Genomic DNA, 9,179 nt, shown 5'->3' on the forward strand with positions numbered 1-9,179 from the left:
CGAGCAGTACAGTGACTATGGGGCTATAGCTGTATGAAACTGTCCGAAGTGTTGGGGGGTAAAGAAAAGACTAAAAAATTAGCGAGATCATTTATCCGGGTTTCTGACTTAATGACTGATGCTGGGTGGTCTTCAGTTAGGAAAATTTGAAGCAGTACCCTGATCTCTCCTTTTTAAAATTTTACGAGCGTAGTGAATAAAGGCTCTATTGGTCCTGCTAACGCTTTAAAATTGCTTTCAAAGTTGCGGTTCATCTAAAGCCAGCATAAAGATAAGAAATCTAGCCACTTTAGATGGAAGGGATATTCGGATTTATCATCTTCGTGACAGAGTACTGCTCTGGTGGGTGCTCTGAAGGCCTCTCTTTGAGGTATTCATCTGGACAAAATATGAGCATTCAGGGGCTCCCTAGCTACTGGCTGCTTGGAGTCAATTCAAATACTGGCGGCACTGGGTCTCGCTGCCACAATTCAAGAGCTCCCTAGATTATGTGCCGATCGATTAAGTAAAATTAAAGGTGCCTCGATGAACAATCGGATATGGCCGCGATGCCCTATATCAGTCCAGAAAAAGGTAAGCCGTGTAATTTGAAGGGTGATTTATTGGGTAAGCTGGTGACCCCTACTAACTATACGGCTGCTAACGATGTTAAGGAGCTTCTGAATGATTCAGGAGTCCCTTAACAATCGTATTCGGCTTGCTGCAATCTTTTTTTTGTCAATAAATATGGCGATGATAGCGAATACTGCAATCAGGCAGACGCTAATCAGCATTCCTAACAGGGGCTGTTGTGGTTCTTTTTCATACAGCCATCCGCCGATAGCGAAACCAACGGTATAGCCACCGGTATGCATTAGAGATAACAGGCCAAATAACCTGCCATTGCGCTGCTGCGACTGGCTTAGTAGGGCACTGTAACCCGGCACCAAAAATGCAATGCCTACCACAAATATCAATAGGCCGATGGCTGCGAATAGGCTGCCCAGGGTTGTGGAAAGTAAAACACTACCCGCACACAGGAAGGCGGTACCCAGTATAAAACTAAGCTGCGGTGCTTTCAGTTTTCGCACCAGTGTTACCTGAACCAGGAACCCACAGATCGCCACGGCCGCCAGTAAAACGGCGGTAGTGGATGAGGCTCCTAGAGCGCTTAGGCCGTAAAGATCCTTTAGCGCAGGCCCCATGACGACTTGCAGCTGGCCGATACTGACAGTACCGAGTAGCGCTGTGGCAAAAAGAGCGAGCGCACCGGGAGGTAGGGAGTTGTGCTCCTGGGTTATTTCAGCGGACGCCGTATTGTTCCCCTGCGGCAGGCTGGTGGTTAACAGCAGCGCGGCTAGAGGTAGCAATATCAACCAGGCAAGCGGCCAGAGTGCACCTGCAAGAAGCGCGGGCAGGGCGAGTAAAGGTCCTAATCCACGCCCTAGGTTTGCCGCTGCGCTCAGGCTTGACAGAATCGATAAACGTTTGTCTGCGTTTCCCAATTCGATGGCCCAGGCTTGGCAGCAAGGAAAAATAGCGGCGGCATTGAGCCCGTAAATAATACGACTGGCAGCCAGGGCCAAAAGGGCGTTGCTCTGGTCTAGGTGTCCCTGCGCGATGGCGAGTAATAGCCCTACAAAGAGGCACTGCGCGAGTAGAGCTCCGATCAATCCTGCGAGCAATACCGGCTTGCGTCCAATCCGGTCGCCAATTTCTCCCCACAGAGGTCCGGCAATCATCAGGCAAAAAGTACCCAAGGCCACCAGGCCACCAATACTGGCTAGACTCAGGCCGCAGCGCTCGACTATCAAAGGAATTTGCGTGAGTAGCACTACCTGGGCGGCTCCCTGGCTGGCTACCACAATGTTGATTTTACGCTGGTGATTTTGGGCCGTATTCAGAGAACGCCGCATTCGGGGCTCCGCAAACAATAAATAAAAAACGCACAAGAAAGACAAGAAGCTTTCCTGTGTAAGGGTTCATAGCCAGATCATTTCTCTAGCTACGGACTTGAAGTGCAGGGAATTTACCTGCATCATTCAACAAATGCAAACCATTCTCACTTAGATTTAGGTTAAAAAAGAATCACTACCATGAACAATCCTCGATCCGATGCGGCCCAAGCTGGCTGCATCGATGGCGATGCTTTTTCTCAAAATCCAGTTGTCACTACTGGGGATACTGAGCTCAATGTCGCTGCGGAAAGGCTGTCTGCCAATTGTTTCTTTAATGCCCTGCTGCGTGAAACCGATAGCGGCAGCTGGTATGAGCGGTCTGATCAGCGATTTCCGGAAGGTATCCGCGTACCGGCGGTGCGTATTGCTCTACCGGCAAGTGCTGCCGAACTTTGGTTGAACGCATCATACCGTAGTGAGTGTGGTCGGCATCAGTTTGTGTTACCCATGGTGTGGCGAACCGCCGAGGGTATTGACAAGCCAATTGAATTGGCTGTTGCGGCGCAGTTGGTCGCAGAAGAACCTACATTTTTCCCCTGCGCAGTACCGGAAGCCAGAGCGCAGTTCACCCGCCGGGTTTCGGCCAGTGTCAAAAACATGTCCCAGGCTTTGGCGGCGCGCAGTGCTGATATTGAAACATTATTCAACCAACCACTCACTTTTTCCGAGTCGGAACAGGCGCTTCTGTGCGGTCACTCTATCCATCCCACGCCCAAAAGCCGAGATCCCTTCACCGATGAGGATGCCGAACGCTTTGCGCCAGAATTTGGCAATAAGTTTGCATTGCTATGGCTGGGAGTGGACCCACAATTTTTAAGGTCAGCCAGCGGAGCTGAAATCAGCGCAGAGCAGTTTTCAGAATTAGTTCGCAGTACGGACGGTGCGCCTCCAGCACCGAAGGGGTTTATAGCGATTCCGGCACATCCCTGGCAGTGGCGTCAGCTGTGTGAAGACCCGCGTGTTGCCGAGTTACTTGCGAGTGGAAAAATTATTCAGTTGGGGCTGGGTGGTGAGCCTTGGCGGGCGACTTCCTCGCTGCGCGCTATTTATAGTGGCAAGAGCCCTTATATGCTCAAATTTTCTCTCAGCCTGCGGTTGACAAATTCGGTACGCACCCTGCAACCAAAAGAAATGGTACGCGGCCTGGAGGTGTTAAAAGTACGGCAAACTCCGCTGGGGCAGGAATTTGCCAACCGCTACCCGCGTTTTCAAGTGTTGGCTGAGCCAGCCTATCTGATGCTTGCCGATAGTTGTGGAGAGCAAATTATAGAAAGCCTGGTCATGTTTCGGGAAAATCCCTTCCTCAATGAATCTGCTGAAAATACCTGTTTGCTGGCGACTTTGACTCAGGATAACCCCAGCGGAGATTCCTGTCGGGCAGCCCAGCTGGTTTTTCGATTTGCTGAAGATGGAGAAATTTCTACCGGGGCCGCAGCTAGGCGCTGGTTTGGCGCTTTTCTCGATGCAGTGATTGAGCCTCTGCTAATTGCTCAGGCGGACTTCGGTATCTTATTCGGCGCGCATCAGCAAAACCTGATTTTAACCTTTGAAGGTGCGTTACCGGTTGCCGGTTATTTCAGGGATTGCCAAGGCAGTGGCTATAGCCGTGTCGGTGAGGAGCTGCTTAAGCCCTACCTGCCTAATTTAGCGCAGAGTAGTGAGAATGTAATTGATGAAAAGATGGCAAATCGTCTGTTTGTTTATTACCTCATCGTCAATAGCTGTTTTGGTTTGATTAGCGCGCTTTCTGCAGCAGGTTTATTATCCGAGCGGCAACTATTAAGTCAGCTGAGAGAGCGCCTGGAACTATTAAATAAAGGTCAAAGACGCGATCACAGTTGTTTGGAGTATCTGCTCAATGCTGAGGAAATTTGGGCAAAGGGAAATTTCCAATGTGCCGTTATTGGTATGAATGAAACCACTACCGAGGACCCGCTTTCGATCTATCACAAAATGGCAAACCCACTGAAGGTGTCAACAACAACCGAAGCTGCCGAAGTTTGATCCAAGTATTGCAGAAAGTTGAAAGGATAGATTTATGACCAATACAACAGCAATGCTTGAACTACCTCAGGCGGACTGCGGCCAGCTTGCAGATGGACGCAGCTGGAAAACAGCCATTGTCGGGTATCGATGTCAGTTAAATGAAAATAATTATTTTCAAATTGAATATGTTATCGGGCGCGAGACGGCACGATTTAAATTATTCTCAGGTGATACTCATCTGACAGAACTGGATTCGTGGTTTGATTGGTTTTTTGCTCTGAATTCGGCGGTACAAAATATCGATATTGCCGAGGAGGATGCAGTCATAGGTCGTGTATCCCGCAGGGGTTTCTATCAGCGCACAAAGCTTTGGTATCGCGGCAATAATGATGGTAATTTTCCTTTGCAGTGGGTTGAGAATAAAAGTGGGGTTCGACATCCGCTGCGTACGGAGGCGTCTCAAGGAGAAGTATATCGGCGTTATTTTCATTCCCTGAAAATGGAGTTCAGCCTGCGCCACTTCGATTTGGAAAGGGATCTAGAGCAATTTACTGACTGGATGAATCAGAAGCGGGTAGCCCAATTTTGGGAAGAGGAAGGGGATGTAAATAAACAGCGGAAATTTATTGAATCCGTTATTCAGGACCCTCACAAGCTTCCTTTGATAGCTTGCCTCGACGAGAAGCCCTTCGCGTATTTTGAAATTTATTGGGCGTTTGAGGATCGGATAGCCCCATATTATGAATGCCAGCCATTTGATCGGGGCGTTCATATGCTGGTTGGCGATAAGCGTTTCCTTGGTAAGCGTTTTGCGCAGGCTTGGTTTAATGGGGTTTCTCATTTTATGTTTTTGGATGATGCTCGCACAGAAAGCCTGGTTGGAGAACCCCGCGCAGATAATCGGGCGCTTCTCAGATATATCAACGGTACATTTGGCTGGAAAAAAATTAAAGAGTTTGATTTTCCACACAAGCGCGCAGCTCTGGTGATGTGCAATCGAGATGAGTTTTTGCGAAATATGGGGGGCGTATGAGCGCGGATAAATATTGGAAGCAGGCCAATAGAGCTCTGTTGCAAAAGTCAATGGCGGAGCTCTGCTATGAGCAAGCGCTGCGCGCAAGGGCTGAAGAGGATGGCCGTTACTCTGTGACTCTCACCTCAGGTGTAATTTACCGTTTCAAGGGGCAGATGACTATTTGGGATTGGTTGTTAATCGATTCGAAGAGCATCGAACGGGAAAGCGATGGACAGACTCTACCTGCCGATGATGCGGCACAGTTTTTTATCGATGCTGGTGAAGATCTTGAAGCCACCCCAAGCACTTTGGGCAACCTGTTACACGAGCTTGCCAATACCTTGGTAGCCGATGTAAACCTGCTGCAAAAACGTGAGCGGCTGGACGCGCAAACCTTGGCCGCTTTACCGGATGAGCAGCTGCAATGTTTGTTGGATGGTCACCCCAAAGCGATGGTAAATAAAGGGCGAATTGGTTGGGGGGCGCAGGAGTTTAATACCTATGGTACCGAGGCTGCTCAGGGGGTGCGCTTACTATGGTTGGCGGTCAGGCGCGAACTGACTGTGAGCGGTAGTAGCACCCAATGGGACTGGCCAAAGCTATTGGCCGAAAGCCTGAGTGAAAAAGAGCTTCATCAGTTGGACGACGTCTGCCAAGAAAAGGGGGTCAATTGGCAGGAGTTCTTACCTTTGCCGGTGCATCCTTGGCAATGGCAACACCATATCCGTCAGCACTATGCTCAACAGATTTTTCGTGGCGAATTGGTCTTGCTCGGTGAATTTGGCGATGAGTACCTGCCTCAGGTGTCGCTGCGAACCTTGTCGAACCTGGCACGTCCGCAGGCTTTGCATGTGAAGCTGCCGTTAACGGTGTTGAATACCTCCTGCTACCGGGGGATTCCGGGCAAGTTTATGCGTTGCGGACCGGCACTGTCCGAGTGGATGGAGCAGCTATGTAAGCGGGACGAACAGTTGCAGGCGCGTGGCACTGGCGTTCTGCAGGAACTGGCCGGCGTGCACGTGCCACACCTCCATCATGAATTGATTGATGGCACTCCCTATCGCTATCGCGAATTACTGGGGGCTACTTGGCGGCAGAGCCCCGCAAGCTTGTGCGTTGAGGGTGAGCGCCATCTTTTAATGGCCGCGCTGCTGCAGCGAGATGCCAGTGGTAAGTCTGTCGTAAGCGCCTTGATTGAGGCTTCCGGCCTCTCGGTTCAAGCGTGGCTTGAGCAGCTGTTTGACGCTACTGTAGTACCACTTTATCACCTGCTCAGCCGTTATGGTGTTGGCCTGGTGGCGCACTCGCAAAACCTGACTTTAGTACTTCGTGATAACAAGGTCGTGCGTGTACTGTTAAAGGATTTTCAGGGGGATCTACGTCTTGCTCAGGGGAATTTCCCCGATCGCGCCGATCTGCCCGAGGCCGCGGCGAAAGCGCTCGACGAATTGCCAGCTAATTATATTATTCACGACCTGTTCACCGGCCACTTTGTCACCGTATTGCGATATTTGTCTACTCAGCTCATGACAGAGTGCGGGTTGAAGGAGTTGGAATTCTACCAAGTTCTGGCCCGAGTATTGCGCCGCTATCAAGCATCGGCCATACAGGATACCGCCTCTATGGCGGAGCGCTTTCAGCAGTTTAATCTGTTTCGCCCGCATATTGAGCGGGTCTGTATAAATCGGGTGCGTCTGCGACAGGGCTACGATGACAGTGCCGAACGCCCAGTTCCTATTGTCGGCGGCGACCTCGACAACCCCCTCTGGCTCGCCGAGCAAGAGTCACAACAACACATACGACAACCAGAAACTGCTTCGGCTGTAGAGGCTTAATTATGAGTAACTTACTAGATCTCGCCGGTATTGGAGCCGGTCCTTTTAATTTGGCGGTTGCCGCTTTAATGCGTGATAAATCTCTAAGCCATCGTTTCTTTGAAGCCAAAGCGGAATTTTCCTGGCACCCGGGTTTAATGCTACCGGGCGCTATGATGCAGACCTCTTACCTGAAGGACCTGGTGACACCAGTAGACCCCAGCAACCCCTGCAGTTTTCTGATGTACTTGGTGGAAAACAAGCGCTTTTATGACTTCCTGCACGCTGAGCAGCGCACCGTGACCCGTCGAGAGTTCGCCGACTATCTGTCTTGGGCGGCGCGCCGTCTGGATTCTATCCAAATGAATAGTCGTGTACAGAGCGTGGTGGATAATGGCGAGTACTTTGAGCTGGACGTGCATGGTCCCAACGGTCGCGAACAGGTCCACACAAAGAATCTTTGTGTTGCGGCGGGCAAAAAACCTAATATTCCTGAGTGTAGTCGTTCGCTACTGTCCGACAATTGTTTCCATGCCTTGGAAATTGCTCTGCGCAACCCGGATGTGAGCGGCAAGCGGGTGGCTGTTATCGGCGGTGGCCAAACCGGTGCGGAGGTGGTTATTAATCTTCTGAATAAACACTGGGGTCGCCCTCAGAAGGTTACTTGGGTATCCCGTCGCAGCAATTACTTGCCACTGGATGAAACCCCTTTTACCAATGATTGGTTTACCCCTGAGTATGTCGACGTGTTCCGCCAGCTGAGTCCACAGCGCCGCGAGGAAGTGATTGCCGAGCAAAAATTGGCATCTGATGGTATCTCACCGGATACACTCAAAGAACTTTATCAGCTGTTTTATCGTCTTGTGCATCTGGAAAAAAACTCTGAGTGTGTGTCGTTAATGCCCAACCGTGAGTTAGTGGGGATGTCTCATCGCTGCGATTACCAGCTACAGTTAGAAAATCGCTTGCTGGGTAGTGCTGATGGTACCGAGTGGATTGATGCGGATATCGTGATTTTGTGCACCGGCCTGTGTGAGGCTCTACCTCCCTGTATGGCACCACTCCAAGAGCAGATTGCCCGTGATAGAGAGGGGCGGCTGTTGCTAGATGATGCCTTTGCGGCAAAACTTTCTGGTGATGAGAGCGGGCGACGTCTGTATTTCCTGGGTACCGGTCGTAGCAGTCACGGTATTGCGGAACCACAGTTGAGTCTTTCGGCCTGGCGTGCCGCTCAAGTGGTCAATGATCTACACGGTAGCGCTGAGTATGATAATCAGCAAACCAGTAATTTTATGAAATGGATAACACCACAAGCGGAGCAGGTTGCTGTAGCTTAATACCTTTGTGAATTCTGTGGTCGGATCAACCAATATAAGCCAGGATCTGAATCGACCACGGACCCATGGTTGTAGAGTATTTATTTTTATCGTAGTCACTTCCAATATCACCTTGGGGTATCGACGAAAATACCCATGTGGTCATTTATCGTATGCTTGATATCAGGTAACTATTCAGCACCAACCTCCAAAGATTTGAACTTTTCTAATAAAAAATCAGGCCATTCTCCGTTAAGTATTTGCGTTAATGCCTCTCCGGAGGCGATCTTATTTTTCTGACAGGTCAATAGGTAGGAGCGAATAAGGCTGAAAGCTCTTGCACCCTCTTCAGAGCGAAAGCAGCCCGAGATTTTTTGTTGTACCTTGGTCATGAGAAGATCTCGCTCTCCCTGATTATTGTTAAACGGTACTTCAGCGTACTCTATAAAACGAAGAACATCCTCTTAATAGTCACGAAGCCGTTCCAATAGATTGCGAGATTTACTACGCTTAAGTCAGCCTCGGCGGGGGGCGACGTTGCATCCGGTACCGGGCACTCGGTATCTCCTCAGCCGAGGAGTTTTCGGTAATGTATTCTCCAGCGCTTGGCTTGCCCCTCCGGTAAGGCACCGCCTGCGAGCTCAACAGCATCGTGCAGCTCCAGTAGTAGCTTGTGCATATTCCTGGCCCAGCGCTGCCCATCTTCCTCATGCGCATAGGTCAGTTCACGTAAGTGGTGGGCATTGCACAAGGCATGAGTACAAGCGTAACTACGCTGGACGAGTGACACCCGCAGGGAATTCAGCTGCGTGGCGTTGGCCGTGTTCATTCTCCAGAATTTGGGCACGATACTCGGTGACAGGGCGCTGGATATGGAGGTTGATAACTTGGCGCCGCTCGTAGCCTACCTCCTGCCAAGTACCGCAGGGTAAAGTGCGGCGATCCAGTTTAAGAGTCTCAATAGCGTCAGGATTATCAATCGGCGTCAGAGTGATGCCTTTACGCCCAGGTTGGCCGCCGGCTTTGCGCTTTCCTGCAGTCTTTTTCTCTTTCTTACGGTTTTGATCTTGTGATGGCGGTATGCTGCTATTTTTGCTATTCATACCATTTT

Annotated in this window: 5 protein-coding genes and 3 pseudogenes; 4 read left to right on the forward strand and 4 right to left on the reverse strand. The window is 50.3% G+C overall.

Annotated elements, in window-relative coordinates; all coding sequences use genetic code 11:
- Nucleotides 1-668: 668 nt before the first annotated feature.
- Nucleotides 669-1,895, reverse strand: coding sequence for an MFS transporter (locus tag MO867_RS19045; RefSeq protein WP_252472090.1), 1,227 nt, complete (start codon nucleotides 1,893-1,895; stop codon nucleotides 669-671).
- Nucleotides 1,896-2,075: 180 nt separating this feature from the next.
- On the opposite strand from MO867_RS19045, the gene MO867_RS19050 reads away from it, so the two are divergent.
- From MO867_RS19050 to MO867_RS19065, 4 genes are read left to right on the forward strand one after another with little or no spacing between them, the layout of a single operon-like run.
- The gene (locus MO867_RS19050) at nucleotides 2,076-3,941 is read left to right on the forward strand and encodes an IucA/IucC family protein (protein ID WP_252472092.1); all 1,866 of its coding nucleotides are present in this window, start codon (nucleotides 2,076-2,078) and stop codon (nucleotides 3,939-3,941) included.
- A 34-nt stretch (nucleotides 3,942-3,975) separates the two neighbouring features.
- Nucleotides 3,976-4,956 carry a GNAT family N-acetyltransferase gene (locus MO867_RS19055; protein WP_252472095.1) on the forward strand — a complete coding sequence of 327 codons (981 nt, stop codon included), beginning with the start codon at nucleotides 3,976-3,978 and terminating at the stop codon, nucleotides 4,954-4,956.
- Nucleotides 4,953-6,773, forward strand: coding sequence for an IucA/IucC family protein (locus MO867_RS19060; RefSeq protein WP_252472098.1), 1,821 nt, complete (start codon nucleotides 4,953-4,955; stop codon nucleotides 6,771-6,773). Before MO867_RS19055 ends, MO867_RS19060 begins: the two co-directional genes overlap by 4 nt.
- A gap of 2 nt (nucleotides 6,774-6,775) precedes the next feature.
- Nucleotides 6,776-8,089 (forward strand): lysine N(6)-hydroxylase/L-ornithine N(5)-oxygenase family protein, encoded by a 1,314-nt coding sequence (locus MO867_RS19065; protein ID WP_252472101.1) that lies wholly within the window; start codon nucleotides 6,776-6,778, stop codon nucleotides 8,087-8,089.
- 170 nt (nucleotides 8,090-8,259) lie between these two features.
- Here MO867_RS19065 and MO867_RS19070 read toward each other — a convergent pair.
- The 3 pseudogenes from MO867_RS19070 to MO867_RS24115 all read right to left on the reverse strand — a co-directional run.
- Nucleotides 8,260-8,517, reverse strand: a pseudogene (locus tag MO867_RS19070) (IS66 family transposase); the annotation flags it as partial.
- Between the two features lie 119 nt (nucleotides 8,518-8,636).
- Nucleotides 8,637-8,828, reverse strand: a pseudogene (locus tag MO867_RS19075) (IS66 family transposase); the annotation flags it as partial.
- Between the two features lie 10 nt (nucleotides 8,829-8,838).
- Nucleotides 8,839-9,179: pseudogene (locus MO867_RS24115) on the reverse strand (IS66 family transposase); the annotation flags it as partial.

The organism is Microbulbifer okhotskensis (assembly GCF_023895975.1).
Classification (GTDB): Bacteria; Pseudomonadota; Gammaproteobacteria; order Pseudomonadales; family Cellvibrionaceae; genus Microbulbifer; species Microbulbifer okhotskensis.

Bases quoted from the DNA above. Each gene is read 5' to 3' on its own strand.
- MO867_RS19045 (WP_252472090.1), bottom strand. From the start codon at position 1,895: ATGCGGCGTTCTCTGAATACGGCCCAAAATCACCAGCGTAAAATCAAC.
- MO867_RS19050 (WP_252472092.1), top strand. From the start codon at position 2,076: ATGAACAATCCTCGATCCGATGCGGCCCAAGCTGGCTGCATCGATGGC.
- MO867_RS19055 (WP_252472095.1), top strand. From the start codon at position 3,976: ATGACCAATACAACAGCAATGCTTGAACTACCTCAGGCGGACTGCGGC.
- MO867_RS19060 (WP_252472098.1), top strand. From the start codon at position 4,953: ATGAGCGCGGATAAATATTGGAAGCAGGCCAATAGAGCTCTGTTGCAA.
- MO867_RS19065 (WP_252472101.1), top strand. From the start codon at position 6,776: ATGAGTAACTTACTAGATCTCGCCGGTATTGGAGCCGGTCCTTTTAAT.